The sequence below is a fragment of the Bacillus sp. SCT118 genome, from assembly GCF_058566435.1.
Window position 1 is genome coordinate 3,694,064 of record NZ_CP191225.1, and the last position, 19,114, is coordinate 3,713,177.

18 protein-coding genes are annotated in these 19,114 nt (G+C 46.2%); 4 read left to right on the forward strand and 14 right to left on the reverse strand.

Annotated elements, in window-relative coordinates:
* Positions 1 to 152: 152 nt before the first annotated feature.
* The 6 genes from putP to ACQVGT_RS18940 all read right to left on the reverse strand — a co-directional run bounded on the left by putP (position 153) and on the right by ACQVGT_RS18940 (position 7,231).
* Positions 153 to 1,607 (reverse strand): sodium/proline symporter PutP, encoded by a 1,455-nt coding sequence (gene putP / locus ACQVGT_RS18915; protein WP_072173908.1) that lies wholly within the window; start codon positions 1,605 to 1,607, stop codon positions 153 to 155.
* Between the two features lie 90 nt (positions 1,608 to 1,697).
* Positions 1,698 to 3,245 (reverse strand): L-glutamate gamma-semialdehyde dehydrogenase, encoded by a 1,548-nt coding sequence (pruA, locus tag ACQVGT_RS18920; protein WP_003234655.1) that lies wholly within the window; start codon positions 3,243 to 3,245, stop codon positions 1,698 to 1,700.
* A gap of 16 nt (positions 3,246 to 3,261) precedes the next feature.
* On the reverse strand, positions 3,262 to 4,173 hold the full coding sequence (gene putB, locus ACQVGT_RS18925; protein WP_080030710.1) for a proline dehydrogenase PutB: 912 nt from the start codon (positions 4,171 to 4,173) through the stop codon (positions 3,262 to 3,264).
* Positions 4,174 to 4,362: 189 nt separating this feature from the next.
* Positions 4,363 to 5,145 (reverse strand): nucleotidyltransferase domain-containing protein, encoded by a 783-nt coding sequence (locus ACQVGT_RS18930; protein WP_015482769.1) that lies wholly within the window; start codon positions 5,143 to 5,145, stop codon positions 4,363 to 4,365.
* Positions 5,146 to 5,228: 83 nt separating this feature from the next.
* Complete coding sequence (cah, locus tag ACQVGT_RS18935) at positions 5,229 to 6,185, reverse strand: cephalosporin C deacetylase (RefSeq protein WP_015382711.1); 957 nt, start codon at positions 6,183 to 6,185, stop codon at positions 5,229 to 5,231.
* A gap of 71 nt (positions 6,186 to 6,256) precedes the next feature.
* Entirely contained in the window at positions 6,257 to 7,231 is a 975-nt protein-coding gene (locus ACQVGT_RS18940; protein WP_015482768.1) for a LysR family transcriptional regulator, read from the reverse strand.
* A gap of 116 nt (positions 7,232 to 7,347) precedes the next feature.
* Here ACQVGT_RS18940 and ACQVGT_RS18945 point away from each other — a divergent pair, with 116 nt between their 5' ends.
* Positions 7,348 to 8,109 carry a class I SAM-dependent methyltransferase gene (locus ACQVGT_RS18945; protein WP_015382709.1) on the forward strand — a complete coding sequence of 254 codons (762 nt, stop codon included), beginning with the start codon at positions 7,348 to 7,350 and terminating at the stop codon, positions 8,107 to 8,109.
* Between the two features lie 27 nt (positions 8,110 to 8,136).
* Here the strand turns inward: ACQVGT_RS18945 and ACQVGT_RS18950 are convergent, their stop codons facing one another.
* A complete protein-coding gene (locus ACQVGT_RS18950) occupies positions 8,137 to 8,697 on the reverse strand; it encodes a shikimate kinase (protein ID WP_014475740.1) in 561 nt (186 codons plus the stop codon).
* Between the two features lie 277 nt (positions 8,698 to 8,974).
* Here ACQVGT_RS18950 and tmrB point away from each other — a divergent pair, with 277 nt between their 5' ends.
* Complete coding sequence (tmrB, locus tag ACQVGT_RS18955) at positions 8,975 to 9,568, forward strand: tunicamycin resistance ATP-binding TmrB (protein WP_041518185.1); 594 nt, start codon at positions 8,975 to 8,977, stop codon at positions 9,566 to 9,568.
* A gap of 49 nt (positions 9,569 to 9,617) precedes the next feature.
* Here tmrB and nadE read toward each other — a convergent pair whose 3' ends face one another.
* Positions 9,618 to 10,436: an NAD(+) synthase gene (gene nadE / locus ACQVGT_RS18960; RefSeq protein WP_003246440.1), complete on the reverse strand. Its 819-nt coding sequence runs from the start codon at positions 10,434 to 10,436 to the stop codon at positions 9,618 to 9,620.
* A gap of 129 nt (positions 10,437 to 10,565) precedes the next feature.
* Positions 10,566 to 11,162: a DUF1989 domain-containing protein gene (locus ACQVGT_RS18965; protein WP_015482767.1), complete on the reverse strand. Its 597-nt coding sequence runs from the start codon at positions 11,160 to 11,162 to the stop codon at positions 10,566 to 10,568.
* Positions 11,163 to 11,291: 129 nt separating this feature from the next.
* On the opposite strand from ACQVGT_RS18965, the gene ACQVGT_RS18970 reads away from it, so the two are divergent.
* The gene (locus ACQVGT_RS18970) at positions 11,292 to 12,632 is read left to right on the forward strand and encodes an amino acid permease (protein ID WP_015382705.1); all 1,341 of its coding nucleotides are present in this window, start codon (positions 11,292 to 11,294) and stop codon (positions 12,630 to 12,632) included.
* 1 nt (position 12,633) lies between these two features.
* Here the strand turns inward: ACQVGT_RS18970 and ACQVGT_RS18975 are convergent, their stop codons facing one another.
* The 3 genes from ACQVGT_RS18975 to ACQVGT_RS18985 form a co-directional block, all read right to left on the reverse strand.
* On the reverse strand, positions 12,634 to 13,395 hold the full coding sequence (locus tag ACQVGT_RS18975; RefSeq protein ID WP_015382704.1) for a YqcI/YcgG family protein: 762 nt from the start codon (positions 13,393 to 13,395) through the stop codon (positions 12,634 to 12,636).
* A 69-nt stretch (positions 13,396 to 13,464) separates the two neighbouring features.
* Positions 13,465 to 14,094 carry a LysE family translocator gene (locus ACQVGT_RS18980; RefSeq protein WP_003246469.1) on the reverse strand — a complete coding sequence of 210 codons (630 nt, stop codon included), beginning with the start codon at positions 14,092 to 14,094 and terminating at the stop codon, positions 13,465 to 13,467.
* Between the two features lie 73 nt (positions 14,095 to 14,167).
* Positions 14,168 to 14,632 carry a MarR family transcriptional regulator gene (locus tag ACQVGT_RS18985; protein WP_003246360.1) on the reverse strand — a complete coding sequence of 155 codons (465 nt, stop codon included), beginning with the start codon at positions 14,630 to 14,632 and terminating at the stop codon, positions 14,168 to 14,170.
* A gap of 112 nt (positions 14,633 to 14,744) precedes the next feature.
* Between ACQVGT_RS18985 and bmr3 the strand changes: the two genes are divergently transcribed.
* Complete coding sequence (gene bmr3, locus ACQVGT_RS18990; protein ID WP_041517636.1) at positions 14,745 to 16,283, forward strand: multidrug efflux MFS transporter Bmr3; 1,539 nt, start codon at positions 14,745 to 14,747, stop codon at positions 16,281 to 16,283.
* 44 nt (positions 16,284 to 16,327) lie between these two features.
* On the opposite strand, the gene ACQVGT_RS18995 is transcribed toward bmr3, so the two are convergent.
* Positions 16,328 to 17,953, reverse strand: a complete 1,626-nt coding sequence (locus ACQVGT_RS18995; protein ID WP_015382702.1) for an L-lactate permease — start codon at positions 17,951 to 17,953, stop codon at positions 16,328 to 16,330.
* A gap of 31 nt (positions 17,954 to 17,984) precedes the next feature.
* Positions 17,985 to 18,950 carry an L-lactate dehydrogenase gene (locus ACQVGT_RS19000; RefSeq protein WP_015382701.1) on the reverse strand — a complete coding sequence of 322 codons (966 nt, stop codon included), beginning with the start codon at positions 18,948 to 18,950 and terminating at the stop codon, positions 17,985 to 17,987.
* Between the last annotated feature and the right edge of the window lie 164 nt (positions 18,951 to 19,114).

Consider the following 19,114-nt stretch of genomic DNA (forward strand, 5'->3'; position numbering starts at 1 on the left):
ACCTTTTTCTCCTATACTTTTTTTACTTTAATCATATCCATACGGGGTCTTTTTGTATAGAACAAAATACGTTTGTTTCCAAAAGAAAAAAATGGCCGCTTAAAAGGAGAAAAGAGGAAAAAGGGACAGCCCCTTCCTCCTCCTTTCGATCTTTATTGTGACATTGTATCTTGGTAGTCGTTGAACTGGTCTGTGACAGCTTGTGACGGAGCCTGCGTCAATATGCTGACAAAAAAGACAGATAATAGACTCGCAGCAAAACCAGGTATCATTTCATACAGAAAGTCCGAAAGACCGGCATTCGCCCAAATGATTACAGTCGCTGCTCCCACAATCATGCCGGCGAGTGCCCCCCATTTGGTCATTCGTTTCCAAAACAGACTGAGCAGTACAACCGGCCCGAATGATGCACCGAAGCCCGCCCACGCGTAGCTGACCAATCCAAGGATGGTGTTATTTTTCTCCCAAGCCAGAACCAACGCGACAATTGAAACAGCCAGAACAGCCAGTCGGCCTAAAAACACCAGTTCTTTATCTGAAGCTGAGCGTCTGAACATCGACTTATACAAATCTTCTACCAGAGAGCTTGATGTCACAAGCAGCTGAGAAGAAATGGTACTCATAATCGCAGCCAAAATCGCTGAAATCAGAAAACCCGTGATAATCGGATGGAACAAGATATTCCCTAACTGAATAAAAATCGTCTCAGGGTCCTTCAGTGTCATGCCCCGCTGATGGTAATAAGCGATTCCGCCCAAACCGGTCAGCACTGCGCCTACTGCAGACAAAATCATCCAGCCCATCCCGATTCTGCGCGCTCTTTTGATCTCTTTGACAGACGTGATCGCCATAAAACGCACAATAATATGCGGCTGGCCAAAGTATCCCAGCCCCCAGGCAAACAAAGAAATAATGCCAAGGACGCTCGTTCCTTTGAAAATATTAAACATATCAGGGTCTACAGAGCGGATTTCAGCAACTGTATCACCTGCTCCTCCTGTGTGGAAAAACGTAACGATCGGCACAAGAATGAGTGCGGCAAACATAATGATCCCCTGAACAAAATCTGTCCAGCTGACTGCCAAAAAGCCGCCAAACAGGGTATATGCCACAACAACACCCGTCACAATCCACAGGCCGGTGTGATAATCCATCCCCAAGATGCTGTTGAATAAGACGCCGCCGGACACCATTCCGGACGATACATAAAACGTGAAAAAGACTAAAATGACAATTCCCGAAAACAGTCTGAGAAGCTTTGTTTGATCTCCGAAGCGATTCTCCAGGAATCCGGGAATTGTAATTGAATTCCCCGCTTTTTCAGTATAGGTTCTCAGCCGCGGCGCAACGTAGAGCCAGTTCGCCCATGCTCCAAGGCAAAGTCCGAACACAATCCAAACTCCGCTCAGACCTGTTGAAAACATGGCGCCCGGGAGCCCCATTAGCAGCCAGCCGCTCATATCGGCAGCGCCGGCACTGAGAGCGGTTACTGCCGGACCCAAAGAGCGTCCTCCCAGCATGTAATCCGTCAGATTCGACGTACGCTTGTAAGCAAAGTAGCCGATCAGCAGCATTCCCGCCATATAAATACAAATCGAAATAATCAGCTGTGTGTTTTCTATGGCACTTCCTCCTCTTTTTTATAGTATATGGATGAAATGGACACCCCCGCAGGGAGGATGCCCATTTAGTCCCGCTTAGAACATTTCACTGATTGTTTTTGCTTGCATATGCAGAGCCAAGTAATCCGGCCCACCTGCTTTTGAATCCGTTCCCGACATTTTGAAGCCGCCAAACGGATGGTAGCCGACGATAGCACCTGTACAGTTGCGGTTGAAGTATAGGTTTCCGACATGGAATTCCTGTTTCGCACGCTCGATGTGCTTGCGGTTGTTTGTGATAACCGCGCCTGTCAAACCATATTCAGTATTGTTTGCCACTTCTAAAGCTTCATCAAAGTCTGACACTTTACAAAATGCAACGACAGGTCCGAAAATTTCTTCCTGCATGAGTCTTGCTTTCGGATCAAGGTCAGCGAAGATCGTCGGTTTGATGAAGTATCCTTTCGAATCATCACCGGTACCGCCGCTTACTAAACGCCCTTCCTGTTTTCCGATCTCAATATAGCTCATAATTTTATCATAAGAACCTTGGTCAATGACAGGTCCCATATAAACATCTGCACTGTCAGGTTTAGCTGTTACTTTTGATTCCGTAATTTCAATAACACGCTCTAATACTTGATCATACACTTTTTCATGAACAACTGCACGTGAACCTGCAGAGCATTTTTGTCCCGCAAAGCCGAATGCTGAAGTAAAGATCGATTGAGCCGCTAATTCAATGTCCGCATCCTCATCAACAACAACCGTATCTTTACCGCCCATTTCAGCGATGACACGCTTTAAATGCTGCTGGCCCGGCTGAACCTTCGCCGCGCGTTCGAAAATTCTCGTACCAACTTCTCTTGATCCCGTAAATGTGATAAGGCTTGTTTTCGGATGGTCAACAAGATAGTCGCCTACTTCCGCTCCGCTTCCCGGAACAAAGTTGACTACGCCTTTTGGCAATCCGGACTCTTCAAGCACCTCAACAAATTTTGCTGCAATAACAGGTGTAGCACTCGCAGGTTTCAGAACCACTGTGTTTCCAGTAACGATCGGCGCCACTGTTGTGCCTGCCATGATCGCAAACAAGAAGTTCCAAGGCGGGATCACGACTGTCACTCCAGTCGGCGTGTATACATATTGGTTTTTCTCGCCTTCACGGCTGTTGACCGGTTTGCCTTTTGCCAGTTCGATCATTTGGCGTGCATAATACTCCATGAAGTCGATCGCTTCAGCCGTATCGGCATCCGCCTCGTTCCAAGGCTTTCCTGCTTCTTTCACAAGCAAAGCTGAGAATTCATGTTTTCTTCTGCGGACTTTGGCAGCAGCGCGGAACAGGACAGCCGCTCTCTCTTCAGGAGACGTGTATCTCCACTCTTCAAATGCTTTTGCAGCCGCTTGAATCGCTTGCTCAGCGTGCTCTTGAGACGCTTTTGACACTCGGCCGACGACTTCTTCTTTATCAGCCGGGTTGATTGAAACGATTTTCGCTTCCGTTTCCACTCTCTCGCCGTTAATGACAAGCGGATAGTCTTTTCCTAAATATTCGCTTACTGTCGCAAGCGCTTTTTTAAACGCTTCCACGTTGTTTTGATCTTGGAAATTTGTGAATGGCTCGTGTTTGTAAGGTGTTGTCATGATAATCTCTCCTTTTTTACTTCTTTGTCATTCCTTTGAAAGCAAATGCAATGTTTGACGGACGTTCTGCAAGGCGTCTCATAAAGTAGCCGTACCAATCCTCGCCGTATGGCAGGTAGACTCTCATGTTATAACCTTCTTTTACGAGGCTGAGCTGGGTTTGCGACCGCATGCCGTACAGCATCTGAAATTCAAACTTGTCATGGGCAATGCCATGTTCCTTGGCAAGCTGCTTTGTAAAGTCGATCATTTTGTCGTCATGTGTGGCAATCGCTGTATAGTGACCGTTTAAGAGCTGCTTTCGGATGATTTTTTTGTAATTTTCGTCGACATCGCTTTTCTCCGGGAAAGCTACTTTTTCTGATTCTTTATAAGCTCCTTTTACAAGGCGAAGGAACGGGTTTAAAGAATCCAAATCGTCAATGTCTTTTTCCGTCCGGTACAGATAGGCTTGCAGCACTGTGCTCACATGCTCGTATTTCTTTCTGAAATCTTTGAAAATATCAAGCGTTTTCTGGCATCTGACTTCGTCCTCCATGTCAATGGTGACCATGATTTTATGTTTCTCGGCCGTCTGAAGGATTTTTGTCATATTTTCATACACCAAATCCATATCTATATCCAAACCTAAAGACGTCATTTTTAAAGAAACGTGTGAGTTCAGCTCCTGATCCGCGATGGTCGCAATGGTTTGAATGCACTCTTCCGTACGCTCCCGTGCGACCTCGGCGCTGTTCACGAACTCGCCTAAATGATCGACAGTAACTGACAGGCCTTGGCTGTTAAGCTGTCGAATGGTCGGGATTGAACTGTTAAAGTCATTCCCGCCGATAATTTTACCCGCTGCTACCCGGCTTCCCCAGTTCCTCGCCATTTTATTGAGAAAGCCGCTTTTGGATAAAAATAAGAAAAAATCTCTTGTGATCACTTCCAACCTCAACACCCCGCAATCTAAGAAGTATTTGTATGAGTTTATTGTAAATGGACAAAACCGGCGTTCACAATATTCTCAAAATACAAAGATTCTGATTATTTTTGTGGGTTTGCCACAATCAGATAGTTAGAAAGTCGGGGGGGATTCTGTCGAATAAAGGAGAAAAAGAAGCGACAAAAAACATCAGCTTCCTCCATCCTTCCACACTTCTTCAACCGTATTCAAAAGCAAACGGTTCAACTCAGGTGTCATATCTTTTTTCTCTGCCTTCAGTTCTTTTGCCGCTTCCATGATTCTTTCGATTTCCGTTTCAATGAATTGGTGAATAACATCGATTCTTGCTTCGAGGTCAAGCTCTTCTCCTCTTCTTTTCCGTTCAAGCAAAGTTTCCATTTCAGCCTTCAGCTCGGGTTCAGCAATAAGTTCATTCATCAAAACAGTAAAGTCCATTGGCGGAATGGTTCCGTGCTTTTCAATCCATTGGCAGGCCAAAATAGGCCGAAGAACGTAGAAGTACTTTTTAATTTTGACCTCTTGTCCTTGTAGATAATCCTTGACGTTCCTTCTCGCCATATTGATATAGTGATACACGCTTGCTTCAGGCTTAAATGCCTCCTTCCGCAGTTTTCTTAACTGCTCTGCGGTCGTAAATGCTTCGTAATACACAATGTCTGAGGACAGCCATTCAAGGAGCGGCGGGTTTGATTTTTTGAAGAGGCGCAGCGTCTTTCTCAGCTCCCAGCCGCTGATATCCAGTAAATCGTGAATCGGTTCCTCAATCACATCCCGCTCCTGCTCAATTGAAAAATACCACTCCTTTTTCGGCACATAAATAAAGCGGACGTCGTAATCACTATCCTGCGAGGGAAATCCCCATGCGCGGCTTCCTGACTCGACGGCATACACGATTTTGACTCCGTATGACTGCTCGATCCGTTTTAATTCATCAATGATTCTTTGTTTCATATCTATTCGTCTCCAGTCTGTTCTCATTCCGGCAGTTTGCAGAAAAAAACCGCCTGATGATATGCGGCGGCTTTTCACATTTATCAGCCTTTAAGATGCTGCTTAAAGAAAGCAAGTTTTTCCGTTTGAAAAGCAGGGATATACTCATGTCCGAAGTAGCGGTACACCTTCAGCTCTTTCTCTGTTTCCAAATGATTGTAGGCGGCAAACACGGTGGACGGTGGCGTGACCTTGTCAATCAGGCCGATTGACATCAGGACAGGCACCTTCACTCGGTCAGCGAGATTCATAATATCGAAATATGAAAGTGTCTTCATCGCCTGCACTTCTGTTTCCGGGCTGCCATTTCTTCTGAAGAAGGAATTGATTTCAAGGTACGGCTGTTCAAGCGCCACATCAATGGCCCGTTCAAAGTTGCTTAAATAAGGATAATCGGCAACCGCGGCTTTTGGAATGTCTGACAGCGCTGCTGCGGCAATGGTTAAACCTCCGCCTTGGCTTCCTCCTGTCACACCGATCCTTGTTTCGTCAACCTCGTCGAAGCTGCTGATGACCTCAAGCGCGCGGACGGCGTCCAAATAAACACCGCGGTAATAGTATGTATCTTTATCAAGAATTCCTTTCGTCATCCAGCCCAAAGCGTGACCGTGCGGTGAAATACTCGTATCCTCGCTGCTCTGCTGGCCGCGGACAAGCATGCCGAATGCGGCGTATCCATGGAGTGCCCAGTTTACCATTTCATGAATCTCACCATCATAGCTTGCATTGTAGCCATGATATTTCACGATCGCCGGATGCGGGCCTTCCTTGTCAGGCACCGCGTACCATCCGGTAATGCGGGCGTTTTCGAAGCTTTTATATGTGAGACGGTACACTTTTACTCCGTCAGCAGGATAGTCAACCGGCTGTAAATCAGGTTCTGCTTGGACTTTTGCAAGTTCCTCCAAAGACAATTTCCAAAACTCAGAAAAATCTTTCGGTGCTGTTTTTTCAGGCTTATATGTTTGCAATTGGTCGAGCGGCAGATCGAATAGTTGCATTTCCGATTATTCCCCTTTGTTTTATAAGATTTAGTTTGTATTCCTATACTACCACGTTTCGGCTTTGTTTTCTAAATATTTTCAGCTTTGTTTCCCAGACAGCCTTCATCAAACGTTTGTTTAAGGCTTTCCCGGCTTAGTTCCATAAAGGCCTGGGCGGTCAGACTGACATAGCGGTTCTTTAAAAAGACAAAGACGAGGGTTCGTGATGGCGCGGATTGAATCGATAAATAGATTACACCCGGATCTTTATCCCTTTTGACCATATTCGGTGCCATTGTCACACCTAATCCGTTAGCCACAAGAGATTGGGCGGTTTCAATATGGCTCGTCTTAAAGGCAGCATTCGGCTTAAAGCCGCTTTCTGCACAGAGATCGAGAACTGTCCTGCGAAAGCCGAAGCCTTCTTTTAACAGAATAAAGGGCACGTTCCTTACCATGGCAAGCGGCACACACGGATGGCGGCCCTCATCTTCTTCCAGCGCTTTCTCAATCAGCGCGACCATTTCCGGCGGCATCCACCTTTGTTTTTCCTTCGGCACCGCGAGAACAACCGGTTCCGTGAGCAAGGGTGTAATGGAGAGCCGTTCATCCTCGATCGGCAAGGATAAAACAGAAAGGTCAACTTCTCCCTTTGCCGTCATCTCCTCTAATGAAACCGGATCTTTTTCAACAAGCTGAACCTCCACATGAGGATAGCGCGCCAAAAACTGCTTCAGCAGCGGAGGAAAGAGATATCTCCCTGTTACAGCAGGAATTCCGATGGATAATTTATGACCGATTCCCTGTGATCGCTCCTGCATTTCCCGAAGCAAATCATCTCTGGAACGAATGATGTCCTCGGCTTTTTCAATGAAACGCCTGCCGTGAGGTGTCAGTGTAACAGAGCCATGAGATCTGTGAAAAAGGGTAAGCCCCAGCTCAGCCTCAAGCTTTTTGATTTGCTGGCTGAGAGACGGCTGTGCGATATGAAGATGTTCCGCCGCCTTTGTAAAGCTTTGGCGCCGGGCAATTTCCGCTGCATATTCCATCACTTTAATATCCATTTCAGCCTCCATAGGTTGAACCTATCGTTTTCATCATTTTTATATCTTGGACGAATCATAACAGAAATTGCTAACATAATCCATATCATCATTTACAAAAGAAGGAGCTGGTTCAAATGACAAATGAAACACCGTTTTCTAAAAACGCCGAGATGTATCGGGATGAAAAGGTATTTGCCGAGGGGGAAGATTTGGGGTTGATGATCAAAACAGCGGAATGCCGGGCAGAGCATCGGGTGCTGGATATCGGAGCGGGCGCCGGCCATACGGCCCTGGCATTTTCTCCTTATGTACAGGAGTGCATCGGTGTTGATGCAACGAAAGAGATGGTAGAGGTTGCGTCCTCCTTCGCGCAAGAAAAAGGAGCTGAAAACGTACGCTTTCAGCAAGGAACGGCAGAGTCACTCCCCTTCCCCGACGATTCATTTGATATCATCACCTGCCGATACGCAGCCCACCATTTTTCAGATGTCCGCAAAGCTGTCAGCGAGGTTGCACGCGTACTGAAACAGGACGGACGTTTTCTCTTAGTTGATCATTACGCGCCTGAAGATCCCATTCTTGATGAGTTTGTCAATCAGTTGAACCGGCTTCGAGACCCTTCCCATGTTCGAGAAAGCTCATTATCAGAATGGCAGGCGATGTTCAGCGCCAATCAACTGGCTTATCAAGACATCCAAAAGTGGAACTTGCCGATTCAATACGATAGCTGGATCAAACGAGGCGGAACCCCCGCTGACCGGGAAAAACAAATCATTGCCCACTTGAACCACACATCAGACGAAGCACGCGACACGTTCTGTATTACATTAAACCGAAACGGACAGCCCGTCTCCTTTTGTTTAAAAGCGATTTTGATACAAGGGATAAAACGATAAAAAAAGCCGTGCGCTGCGCACGGCTTTTTACATCGGCTGATAAAGATCCCAGCCAATTTTTAATGTCTCAACAATGTAATCGGCAACCTCTTCCGGGGAAAGGTTGTCTGTTGCCACTTTTGAATTGTGCTTGTCATAAATGACTTTTCTTTCGTTAAACAGCTGTTCCATTTCATCCATTGAACGGTTATGCAGTACAGGGCGGCTTTCGATCAATAAATCCGCGCGCTGCTTCCAATTCTCCCATGACAGGTCAAGATGAAGCACGAGACAGTTTTCCAGACAGCAATTTCTGATTTCTTCTTGTTTAAAAGATCCCCCGCCCAGAGATACGATTTTGAATCGTTTATGATGGCAGATGTCTAAAATATATTCCTTCTCCGTTTTCCGGAAAAAGTCTTCTCCCTTTTTCTCAAATATCTCAGGAATTGACATATTGAAATCCTTTTCGATCTCTTGGTCAATATCAATAAAATCTCTATATAATTTTTTAGCGACCAATTGGCCGATTGTCGTTTTTCCTACACCCATGAATCCAATCAGGACGATATTTCTTTCTCTTACTGGGATGGCTCGTTTAGCGTTCATCTTCGGCGAAATCCTCCTAAGGAATGAAAGTTTATCTTCATTATATGCTTAATTAGCGAATATTTATATAGATACCGGCTTTACTGGTCAAGCTTATAGTGCGCTTTGTTGTTTAGCCATTTTTGCCTGAATGACATTCATTGTACAACATTTCTGCAGGTATTTTAATACTTCGACGCAAAAAAGCATTAAAACCTTCCGCCTTTATTGTTTTTCCAGCTGACTCTTCGATGGAAGGGTCTTTTTCTGTATGATAAATAGGAAGGGAGAAATGGCGATGATCATTTGGATAAACGGGGCATTCGGTTCCGGAAAAACACAAACAGCCTTCGAACTGCACAGAAGGCTGAACCCATCTTACGTGTATGATCCCGAGAAAATGGGTTTTGCGCTGCGCTCCATGGTGCCGCAGGAGATCGCAAAGGACGATTTTCAAAGCTATCCCTTATGGCGGGCGTTCAATTACAGTTTACTAGCTTCTCTGACAGATACATACCGCGGCATCATTATTGTGCCTATGACGATTGTACATCCTGAATACTTCAATGAGATCATCGGCAGGCTCAGACATGAAGGCAGGATCGTTCACCACTTTACACTAATGGCTTCAAAGGAAACCTTGTTAAAAAGGCTGCAAACCAGAGCAGAAGGAAAAAACTCATGGGCCGCCAAACAAATTGACCGCTGCGTTGAAGGTTTATCATCACCCATTTTTGAGGACCACATTCAAACAGACCACCTGTCGATTCAGGATGTGGCAGAGAACATTGCCGCGAGAGCCGAACTCCCATTAGATCCTGATACGAGAGGCAGCCTCCGAAGGCTCGCCGACAGATTAATGGTAAAGCTGAATCATATCCGCATCAAATAAAGCTTCTGTACACGACAAAAGCCCGCTCCGAGAGCGGGCTTTCTTCAACTTATTTCCACCAGTCATCAAACATAGACGCCGGAACCTGGCGTTTATGTTCAGTCATGCTGTAGCGTTTTTCCAGCGCTTCTGATACTTTCGCTGATACTTCTTTTCCTTCGAGATAATCGTCAATCTCGTCGTAGGAAATGCCAAGCTCTGTTTCATCCGACTGCTGCGGTTTTTCGTCGAGCAGATCGGCAGTCGGTTCTTTTAAGTATAAGCGTTCCGGTGCACCCAGCTCTTTCAGCAGTGTTCTTCCCTGGCGCTTCGTCAAGCCTGTCAGCGGCAGGAGGTCTGCTCCGCCGTCACCGTACTTCGTAAAGAAACCAGTCACTGCTTCAGCAGCATGGTCTGTTCCTAACACAAGAAGGCCTTCCTGGCCGCCGATCGCGTATTGCGCGATCATTCTTGTTCTTGCTTTTACGTTTCCTTTATTAAAGTCAGTCAGCTGATCGCCTGTTTCCTGCTGATACTGATCAGAAAAAGCGCTGACTGTCGATTTAATATCAAACTTCCATGATTTATCCGGCTTAATAAACTTTAAAGCAAGCTGGGCATCGTCTTCATCCTGCTGTGTGCCATGCGGAAGACGGACCGCGATAAATTGAGCGTCTCCGCCCTCCTCGCGAATGCTCTCCACCGCAAGCTGAGCGAGTCTTCCCGCAAGTGTTGAATCCTGGCCTCCGCTGATTCCCAATACAAAGCCTTTAGCACCGGTTTTCTTTACATATTGTTTTAAAAAATTGACTCGGTCCTCAATTTCTTGCTTTGGATCAATTGAGGGCTTCACATGTAACTCACGCATAATCTTTTCCTGCATGCTCATCCCAATCATTCCTCCTGTACATTTTCCCTTGTTACTGATCATTTCCCCAAATCAATGAAAATGAATCATGACTGTTATGTATCCCTATTAAATATAGCACAGGTCTTCATTCACAGTGAACAAGAGAGATCAGCTGACTTCAACCCGTATGGATGTCACACTGTCGCCATTGCATTTCCCTTTTTCAATCGGGCAGGAAGAAAACGCGACAATTAAATCCATCTCCGCCCTGAGCCTTACATAATCTCCGGCATACGAAAGCGGCGTTTCCACAGACAGATTCCCTTTCTCATCAAGGACAGTATTCATAAAAATCGCAAATGGGTAATGCATGTGAGGCTTCGGTACGCCAAACTGCTCAAGCGCACGGTTCATATTGTCATAGCACGTATCCTGAAACTCATCCTTTTGCTTCCCATATAAGAGCCTGTTCATATCAGGACGGCAGGCGGGCAGCAGCAGATCATGCTTGCCGACCGTATCTTCAATCAGGGTTAACATCGGCTTATACAGGTTGGAGTAGAGATGGTCGTTGACCTTCACATGAATGGAGTGATTGGCATCTATCGTCGCTCCCTGATCAAGGTGTTCATAAAAATCCTTGGCATGGTATGCGACAAAATCAGCCACCTGCTGCCCTTCTACATCAACCACCTTTAAAATCTGCCCCTTTTTCAGCTTCAGCCCAAGCCCTTTTTTCGGCTCCACAATATATTGCTGTGTCATTGGTTTGCTCCTTTTTTCATTAGTATGAGCGTCCGCTTCCTTCTTCATGTAAAAAGAGGCAAAAATCCGATGTATATAAGCTTCGGACAGATCACAATCTAACCTTAGATAAAAGGGGTTGAATAAATAATGAGCCAAACAAAAAAAGACCAGCCAAAAGGGAATCTGGCTTGGTGGCAGCTGTCACTGATCGGAGTCGGCTGCACGATTGGAACAGGCTTCTTTCTCGGTTCCAGCATCGCTATTGTAAAAAGCGGTTTTTCCGTTCTCCTTTCATTTCTGATCGCAGGGATCGGTACGTATTTTGTCTTTGAACAGCTCGCCAAGCTGTCGGCGAAGCAGCCGGAGAAAGGTTCGTTTTGTGCGTATGCCCGAAAAGCATTCGGCAAATGGGCAGGCTTCAGCAACGGCTGGGTGTACTGGTCATCAGAAATGCTGATTACCGGAAGCCAGCTGACAGCCATTTCGCTATTTACGAAGCATTGGTTTCCTCAAGTGCCGCTATGGGTGTTTGCCTCAATCTACGCGGTACTGGGGCTCCTTATTATTTTCACCGGCCTGTCCGTCTTTGAAAAAACAGAAAACGTGCTGGCAGTCATTAAAACAGCTGCTATTTTTATGTTTATTGTCATTGCCATCCTGGCATTATGCGGTATCCTGTCCGGCGGAAATCATGGCATACATGTTCCAAATAAGACGAGAGAGCTTTTCCCATACGGCGTCATGGGGCTGTGGACAGGTTTAATCTATGCGTTTTACGCTTTTGGCGGAATTGAGGTCATGGGGTTGATGGCGGTTCACTTAAAAAAACCTGAGGAAGCGTCTAAATCAGGGAAACTGATGCTGGCGACGCTGGCGATTATTTATATCATTTCAATCGGGCTTGCTCTGCTTTTGGTTCCGTTACACGCGTTTACTGAACAGGACAGTCCGTTCATTACGTCATTAAAAGGATATAACCTTGAGATCATCCTTGATATATTTAATGGGATTTTCATCATCGCCGGGTTCTCGACCCTTGTCGCTTCGCTTTTTGCCGTTACGACATTGCTTTGTACAATGGCTGATGACGGCGACGCGCCGAAATGCTTTACTCTAAAGGAAGGCAAAAAAATATGCTGGCCGGCACTTGGGCTGACGTTTGCGGGGCTTGTTCTCTCCATTATTCTGTCGTTAGTGCTGCCTAAAAACATTTATGAGCATATGACAACAGCTGCGGGGCTTATGCTTTTATACACTTGGCTGTTTATCCTGTTCTCCAGCAAAAAGCTGACTGATCCCGAGGGCATGGGAAAAACGCAAATTTATTTAGCGATGGTTCTGATTGCTGCAGCTGTGTCCGGTACATTGTTTGAAAAATCAAGCCGGCCCGGTTTTTTCGTCAGCATAGGTTTTCTCGTGATCATCGCCATTGTAACCATGATCTATCAAAAAAAGCAGGGTCATAAAGATCGCCCTGCCAGCTCGTGATTTATTTCATTTTGTTGAACATATTCTTTAAATAAGAAAACGGGCACTTCGATACCTGTTTTTCGTCGTCACGGAGGAAATACTGCTTCCATTCACGATTATCCTTTCCTCCGTACCAGCCTAATTGCGGGTGAATTGGAGCCTGATCATAGGCCTCTAAACGAGATCGGATCAGCCTGCTCATGTTACGGCCAAATGCAGTTGATCCATTTAGGTCCTCAAACACCCACCTTGGCTGAAACGTTATCATAAAAAAAGGAAAGCTTCGGCTTTTTCTCGCCTCGTGCGCCGGTGTAGCGCAGAGAAGAAAGTACGGCTCGCCGTCAAAACAAAACTCCCATTTATAATGCTCGGGATCGGCCGGAATGTCTTCCGGCCATTCTTTTTCGTCTTGATGACTCAGTCTATTTAAAAAGCGCCAAAACAGCTCTTCATACGCTTCAATCGAATAGTGCTCAGCCAAATCTTCCGGCGTATCAAACAACACAACGAAGGATGCGTATTTTCCCGTGTCCCGCGATATCTTGCCGTACTCCGCAAGCAACGGAGCCAGGTCCTCCGCTGTACGGTTTTCCCGCGGATCTCCTGCAAAAGCAATCCGAAGCTGATCAGTCAGAAACGCCTGGCGTCCGGGAATGCACGGAAACATATCCGCTTCGTCCCCCAGCGTTTCTGCCAGCAGCTCAAAAGCGATTCTTTGCCATTCCGGGAGCTCATCTTGACTACGTTCCAGAAAACTTTTGGTGTAAATCCCATTCACCATTGATCCACCTCCAGTATCATCTGGATACTATATTAAAACTGGAGGCGGAAGGTGACTGTCCTTCATGAATCAGCCCAATAACTGTTTGATGCCCTGATAACCAAAGTAAAAGCCAAACACAAGGAGGGATACACCGGCGATTCCGGTCAATCCTCTCAATAGCTTTTCATGAAGCAGGTTTCTGAACGTACTGGCTGTGATAGCCATGCAGAAATCCCAGATTAAAATGCCGATCATGATGCCGGAGCTATAGATTAGAAGCTGATTCATATTGTAGGCCTCTGCTGTTTTCGCAAGAATGCTTCCGTAAATTCCAAGCCAAAAAAGGATGCTCAATGGGTTTGACAATGAAATGAGAAAACCCGATGCGAATGTTTTCCTGTATGACGGTTTCCCCCGCGAGCTTCGCACATCCATCGGTTCTCTGACGTTTTTCAGCGTTTCAATTCCGGTATAGGTCAGGACAAAAAAACCGAAGAGCCACAAAAACGTTTTCACAAATGGAGCAGTCAAGAACTGTGACAGCCCGAAATAGATAAAAAGCATGTACAGCCCATCCGCTGTCATGGCGCCTAAACCGAAAATCCATGCATGCCAAAAACCGTTTTTAATTCCTTTGTCTATTTGCGCCGCATTCACTGGCCCCACAGGCGCAGACAAGGACAGCCCCAGCACAATATAGCTCAAAAAAATGTTCACCGGCCCGTACTCCCTTCTCTTATGTAACTTGTACAATTTATTCGGGAACGGGCCAAGCTATGCACAAATTCACTTACTGTTTCAGACGTTCAAGCTCTTCCTCCATAATATCGGCGGCTTTGCCTACAAAACTGAAAATGAGTTCCAGCTCCTCTTCCGTATATTCGCGGCACAAATCCATCGTCGACTCAGACAGAGGACGGAACAAATCCTTTATATGTTTTTTCGAAGCAGTCAAAGGGACGATTACGACTCTCCTGCGATCGTTCGGGTCCTTTTCACGAGCCACATACCCCGCTTTTTCCAACCGGTCAACAAGCGCCGTGACGGAACCCGTGCTGAGGCCGGTTTTTTTCCCCAGCTCTCCGGCCGTCATCGGCCCTGCTTCATTTAAAATGTCAGCTGATTTCAAATCGGTGGGAAACAGACCGAGAGCTTGAGCGGCTGCCTGATGAAACAGAACCGTTCTTGTGCCCAGTTTTCGAAAAAGCTGAACAGCAGTCTTTTCCAACTCACTTCTGGAATTTCTTGTTGACAACTGACAGTCCTCCCTATAAAATCGAGTTTATCTTGATAATCGAGATATTCAACGATCAAACTATTATCATGATATCAGAACTTACATAGAAAAGTAAGAGGAGGTAGAACAAATGGACACAACAACAGCAAAACAGGCTTCCACCAAATTTGTGGTCCTCGGTCTCCTGCTGGGCATCTTGATGTCTGCAATGGACAATACGATTGTTGCCACCGCGATGGGCAATATCGTAGCCGATCTTGGAAGCTTCGATAAATTTGCCTGGGTGACGGCATCCTATATGGTGGCGGTTATGGCTGGCATGCCGATTTACGGCAAGCTTTCCGATATGTACGGCCGAAAACGTTTTTTCCTGTTTGGACTTATTTTTTTCTTAATCGGCTCGGCTTTATGCGGAATTGCCCAGACGATGAATCAGCTGATCATCTTCCGGGCTATTCAAGGGATCGGGGGCGGCGCGCTCCTGCCGATTGCCTTTACCATTATCTTTGATTTGTTTCCGCCGGAAAAACGCGGAAAAATGTCCGGCATGTTCGGTGCTGTATTTGGATTATCCAGTGTTCTTGGTCCGCTCTTAGGCGCGATTATTACAGATTCGATCAGCTGGCACTGGGTGTTTTACATCAATGTGCCGATCGGCGCATTGTCATTGTTTTTCATTATGCGCTACTACAAAGAATCTCTGGAGCACAGAAAGCAGAAAATAGACTGGGGCGGCGCGATTACCTTAGTCGTATCCATTGTATGCCTGATGTTCGCCCTTGAGCTTGGCGGCAAAACATACGATTGGAACTCCATTCAGATCATTGGGCTGTTTATTGTATTCGCCGTTTTCTTCATTGCCTTTTTTATTGTGGAGAGAAAAGCAGAAGAGCCGATTATTTCTTTCTGGATGTTTAAGAACCGCTTGTTTGCCACAGCGCAGATTCTCGCTTTTCTGTATGGCGGAACATTTATTATTTTAGCGGTATTTATTCCGATTTTCGTTCAGGCGGTCTACGGCAGCTCGGCGACAAGCGCGGGCTTCATTCTGACGCCGATGATGATTGGATCAGTCATCGGAAGCATGATCGGCGGGATCTTCCAAACGAAGGCAAGCTTCCGCAATTTGATGCTGATATCTGTTATAGCTTTCTTTATCGGCATGCTGCTTCTTTCCAATATGACGCCTGACACAGCACGGGTATGGCTGACAGTCTTTATGATGATTTCAGGCTTTGGTGTAGGCTTTAACTTCTCCCTGCTGCCGGCGGCATCGATGAATGATCTTGAACCTCGCTTTCGGGGGACGGCCAATTCTACAAATTCATTTTTGCGGTCACTCGGCATGACCCTGGGCGTTACTATTTTTGGAACGGTGCAAACAAACGTATTCACAAACAAGCTGACCGACTCCTTCAGCGGTATGAAAGGCTCAGCGGGATCAGGTGCTGCGCAACATATTGGCGACCCGCAGGAGATATTCCAAGCGGGAACACGTTCCCAGATTCCTGATGCGATCCTGAATCGCATTATTGACGCGATGTCATCAAGTATTACGTATGTCTTTTTGCTCGCTTTGATTCCAATTGTCCTCGCGGCGGTTACCATTGTGTTTATGGGAAAAGCCAGAGTGAAAACAACAGCCGAAATGACAAAGAAAGCAAATTAACATAAAAAAAGCAGTACATGCTGGGCATGTACTGCTTTTTTCTATTACACTCCTAATCTTGCAAGAATAAACGTCCATATACAAATGATCAATAACAGAATCAGGCTGTACGCCACTGTCCTTTTAAACAGTTTAGATTCCTTGCCTGTTTGGCCGACCGCTGCGGCAGCGATGGCGATAGATTGAGGAGAAACAAGTTTCGCCATGACACCGCCCGCCGTATTTGCGGCTAACAGCAAGTCTGAACCCGCACCGATCTGCGCTCCGGTGACAACCTGCAAATGGCCAAACAAAGCGTTATTGCTAACAACAGAACCTGTGATAAACACGCCAATCCAGCCGAGAACAGGACTGACAAACGGGAACAGGTCTCCTGTTTTCGCCAATGCTAACCCAATTGAAGAGCTGAGCCCTGCGAAGTTGGCCAGATTGGCAAAGCCCATCACGAAGCAGATCGTCATAATCGGCACCCACAGCTCTTTTCCTGTCTCCTTCAGGGAAGCAAAGGCATCCCGGGAGGAGAACTTTTTGCTGAACAGCCCTGTCACGATGACCGCCGCTAAAATCGCTGTACCAGTCGCTGACAGCAGATCAACTTTAAAGACTGCATCTAACGGCATGGCAGATGGCGCGATCGGCGGCATTTTCATAATTTGCTGATGCAGAAAAGGCATTTTGAACAGGAGCGTTGATTGATATAACAGTCCGCCTTCTTGAAAAAGCGCTTTGAAGGCAGGAAGGCTCCAGATGGTGATCGCCGCAGTTAAAATGTAGAAAGGAGACCATGCTTTCGCAATATCAGCGGCACGGTATGCCTTTTTCTCACTAGCATCGCCGGCCCCTTCCTCGCGGTAAATCTCTTTCGGCTGCCATTTGCGGAGGAAGAGGGCAAGCCCGCCCATGCTGAATAAGGCCGCCAAAATGTTTGCTAATTCCGGCCCGAGCACCGCCATTGTCAGTGTCTGAACCGCTGTATACCCACCGCTCACAACCAGAAGAGCGGGCCATGTCTGTTTGATTCCTTTCATTCGGTCTAATAAGAATACAAGCAGGAAAGGTATGAAAAATGAGATCATCGGCAGTGTCCACATCAATGTCCGTGACAGCTCAAGAGCAGACAAATCACCAATCTGCGCCCCTGTGATGACAGGAATCCCGATCGCCCCAAAGGCTCCGGAAGCTGCGTTTGCAATCAAGCAGAGCGCTGCCGCTTTTAACGGTTTAAAACCAAGTTCGACGAGCAGCGCCGCGCTGATCGCAATCGGAACACCAAAACCGGCCGCGCCTTCCAAAAACGCGTTAAAACAAAAACCAATTAATAATAGCTGTAATCGTTGGTCAGGCGAAATGCCGGCAATGCTGGACCGAATAATAGTAAATTTCCCGGTTTTCACCGCGATTTTATACAGCCACACCGCCATCAGGACGATGTAGCCAATGGGCCACAGCCCGCTCCCGATTCCTAGCAAAACAGAAGAAATCGCTTTTTCAACCGGCATGTGAAATGCCAAAACGGAGACGAAGAAACTGACGGCTAGAGTAAGAAACGCCGCAAGTATGCCTTTCATTTTCAAAACAGTTAAAGCCAAAAGAAAAAAGAGAATCGGAGTGAGCGCCACAAGTGCGCTCACATACTCGTTTCCAAACGGATCATACAACTGCTCCCACATTGACAATCAGCCCTTTACTCTAAAGTTGCGGTTAGTTGACTTTTTGTTCTGCAAAATGAGGTTTTAAAATGTTTTTAAGGACACCGGCGCTGTGAAGAAACTGTTCTTTTTCTTTCTCATTTAAGTTCAGCTCAGTGATACCTGCGATCCCTCCGCGGTTCACGACAGCCGGCACACCGATGTACACGTCATCTGCACCGTATTGCCCGTCCACATATGTGCTGACAGTTAATATGCTGTTTTCATTATGAAGAATGGCTTTTGTAATGCGAGCAAGACTCATCGCAACTCCATAATAAGTCGCGCCTTTTTTCTCAATGATATGGTAAGCTGCGTTTTTCACATCATCTACAATTTGGTCCAGCTCCTCTTGTTTGTACGCATCGTTTTTCTCAACGAGTTCACTGACCGGCACACCGCCGACATTCGCGCGGCTCCAAACAGGAAGCTCTGTGTCGCCGTGCTCTCCGATAATATGCGCGTGCACGTTTTGAGGCGCTGCGCCAAAGTATTCGCTCAGCATGAAACGGAATCTCGCAGAATCAAGTGTTGTGCCACTTCCGATCACCCGCTCTTTTGGCAGGCCGCTGAATTTCCATGTAGCGTAAGTCAGGATATCAACCGGATTTGTCGCGATTAAGAAAATGCCGTCAAATCCGCTCGCCATGACTTCACTGACGATGCCTTTGAAAATCTTCAAGTTCTTTTCTACTAATTCAAGGCGTGTCTCACCAGGTTTTTGGTTTGCTCCGGCGCAAATGCAGACAATATCAGCATCCTTGCAGTCTTCATATGTTCCGTAAGATGTTTTGACCGGTTGTGGCGCAAACGCCTTTCCGTGGTTTAAATCCATCACATCGCCCATTGCTTTTTCTTTATTTACATCAATGACCACAAGCTCATCTGTGATCCCTTGGTTAATTAACGCAAATGCATAACTGCTTCCAACAAAACCCGCTCCGATTAAAGCTACTTTATTTACTTGTTTGTTCATCATTAATCATCCTTCCAGGGTATGTTTCTCTTTGATGTCTTTTGTTTGTGAAGTATTTCACATTTATATTGTGCAACATTTCACAAACTTTTGCAAGAGAAAAGTTTTGTCTGATTTATGAACAAAAAAGAAACCATCATTGATGGTTTCTTTCGGTAAGTCCCGTC

Bases quoted from the DNA above. Each gene is read 5' to 3' on its own strand.
- pruA (WP_003234655.1), bottom strand. From the start codon at position 3,245: ATGACAACACCTTACAAACACGAGCCATTCACAAATTTCCAAGATCAA.
- ACQVGT_RS18930 (WP_015482769.1), bottom strand. From the start codon at position 5,145: ATGAAACAAAGAATCATTGATGAATTAAAACGGATCGAGCAGTCATAC.
- cah (WP_015382711.1), bottom strand. From the start codon at position 6,185: ATGCAACTATTCGATCTGCCGCTCGACCAATTGCAAACATATAAGCCT.
- ACQVGT_RS18940 (WP_015482768.1), bottom strand. From the start codon at position 7,231: ATGGATATTAAAGTGATGGAATATGCAGCGGAAATTGCCCGGCGCCAA.
- ACQVGT_RS18945 (WP_015382709.1), top strand. From the start codon at position 7,348: ATGACAAATGAAACACCGTTTTCTAAAAACGCCGAGATGTATCGGGAT.
- ACQVGT_RS18950 (WP_014475740.1), bottom strand. From the start codon at position 8,697: ATGAACGCTAAACGAGCCATCCCAGTAAGAGAAAGAAATATCGTCCTG.
- tmrB (WP_041518185.1), top strand. From the start codon at position 8,975: ATGATCATTTGGATAAACGGGGCATTCGGTTCCGGAAAAACACAAACA.
- nadE (WP_003246440.1), bottom strand. From the start codon at position 10,436: ATGAGCATGCAGGAAAAGATTATGCGTGAGTTACATGTGAAGCCCTCA.
- ACQVGT_RS18965 (WP_015482767.1), bottom strand. From the start codon at position 11,162: ATGACACAGCAATATATTGTGGAGCCGAAAAAAGGGCTTGGGCTGAAG.
- ACQVGT_RS18970 (WP_015382705.1), top strand. From the start codon at position 11,292: ATGAGCCAAACAAAAAAAGACCAGCCAAAAGGGAATCTGGCTTGGTGG.
- ACQVGT_RS18975 (WP_015382704.1), bottom strand. From the start codon at position 13,395: ATGGTGAATGGGATTTACACCAAAAGTTTTCTGGAACGTAGTCAAGAT.
- bmr3 (WP_041517636.1), top strand. From the start codon at position 14,745: ATGGACACAACAACAGCAAAACAGGCTTCCACCAAATTTGTGGTCCTC.
- ACQVGT_RS18995 (WP_015382702.1), bottom strand. From the start codon at position 17,953: ATGTGGGAGCAGTTGTATGATCCGTTTGGAAACGAGTATGTGAGCGCA.
- ACQVGT_RS19000 (WP_015382701.1), bottom strand. From the start codon at position 18,950: ATGATGAACAAACAAGTAAATAAAGTAGCTTTAATCGGAGCGGGTTTT.